This is a genomic window from Eubacterium ramulus, assembly GCF_003122485.1.
Taxonomy (GTDB): Bacteria; Bacillota; Clostridia; order Lachnospirales; family Lachnospiraceae; genus Eubacterium_I; species Eubacterium_I ramulus_A.
Genome location: NZ_JRFU01000243.1, coordinates 1 through 1491 on the forward strand (window position 1 = coordinate 1; position 1491 = coordinate 1491).

The 1491-nt window shown below is 43.4% G+C and carries 2 protein-coding genes; both read right to left on the reverse strand.

Annotated features, from left to right (window positions below):
* Positions 1-33: 33 nt before the first annotated feature.
* Positions 34-639, reverse strand: coding sequence for an AAA family ATPase (locus LG34_RS16190; protein WP_109216995.1), 606 nt, complete (start codon positions 637-639; stop codon positions 34-36).
* Between the two features lie 161 nt (positions 640-800).
* Positions 801-1394 (reverse strand): M20/M25/M40 family metallo-hydrolase, encoded by a 594-nt coding sequence (locus LG34_RS16880; RefSeq protein WP_431602626.1) that lies wholly within the window; start codon positions 1392-1394, stop codon positions 801-803.
* Between the last annotated feature and the right edge of the window lie 97 nt (positions 1395-1491).

Here is a 1491-nt window from a genome sequence, read left to right on the forward strand (position 1 = left end):
CTACTCACCACTTGCAGAAGTGGGAGTCTCAACTCAGACTGAGATAAATTTTACACAATTATCAATTCCAACTTTATAGCTGTTCAGCACCAGATCATAGTTCATCGGATCTCTCCACTCACCGCCGTAGGTGTAATGGTTATAATACTCACTGCGATATTTATTTGTCTTTTTGTACATCTGCAGCGCACGCTGTTCCGATACGTTTGTCCGCTCCATGATCGTATGAATGCAGGCGCTCTGCGGTGCTTCGATAAAGACGTTGATGACATTTCCATATGGTCGCAACACGAAATCTGCACATTTTCCGATGACGATAAAGGATTCGCTTCGTGCCATGGTCTGAAGAATATCTGCCTGAATGTTAAACAGGTTATTGTCGGAAGTAAAGTCTTTTTCTCTTGGTTCCAGCACTGTGGAGAATGGCATGGATGCCAGTTTTTTTGCCAGAAAACCGCCGTTCAGACGTTCATCCATATCGACAAACAGCTTTTCATCGATGCCGCTTTTTTCGGAAGCCATCGTCAGAATCTGGCGCTCATAGCACGGAATACCAAGTTTTTTGGACAATGCCAGTCCGACACTTTTTCCACCTGCACCGAAATTTCGGGCAATGGTAATTACATAATTTGTTCGCATTTTCTCACCTCACTCACACGTTCAATTGTAAAATGCTATTCTACTTGTAGTTTTTATTCTGTTTTTCCATGTGAGATAGTAAAATACTGTCACAGATTATCTTTTCCATCCCACATAGTTTTTTCTTACATATTTTTCTGAAAAACTTGTATTCGTTTGTATTAATCTTCTTTATCGCATTTCAGAACCGCATTTAATAATACAGAAGCGCCCATGGTACACTGTTTTGTGGATGTAAACTCCGGTTCGCAGTGGGAATGACCATCTTTGGAAGGAACAAATACCATGGTTGTCGGGAGCATATAGGATGCAAACTGTGCATCATGTCCGGCGCCAGAGTTGATTCTCTGGTTGGAGTAACCAAGTTCGTCAACAGCTTCCTGTACATAGCCAGCTAATGTCTTGTCGTAGTAAACGGTATCGCGCGTCCATGCTACTTCATAATCCACTTTACATTTTGCAACTTCTTTCGGCATATTTTCAATGATGCTGACTACCTGAGCGATAACTTTCGGAATTTCCACGGCACTGTCTAATTTGCTTCTCCGACAGGCACTCATGCACACCGGATTGCTGCAATCCATGCATGAAACATTTCCGACTTTTTCGGCAGCTCCCATATGATTTTCAAACCGGAAGGAGCGTATGATGTCGCTGACCGGAAGATGTGAGGTGCACGCATGACTGCAGGGAGCGTTTTCACATAACAGACAACGACTGGTCTGGGTTTCCAGAAATAATTCCCGATTAAACATGTTGCTCCTCCTTTCTAAGCTAACGTGTGCCAGACTGCGATTCAGTACCATTTCAAGAATGCTCCGGCATTCTTGTTGCGAGGTGCGCGTCATGCAA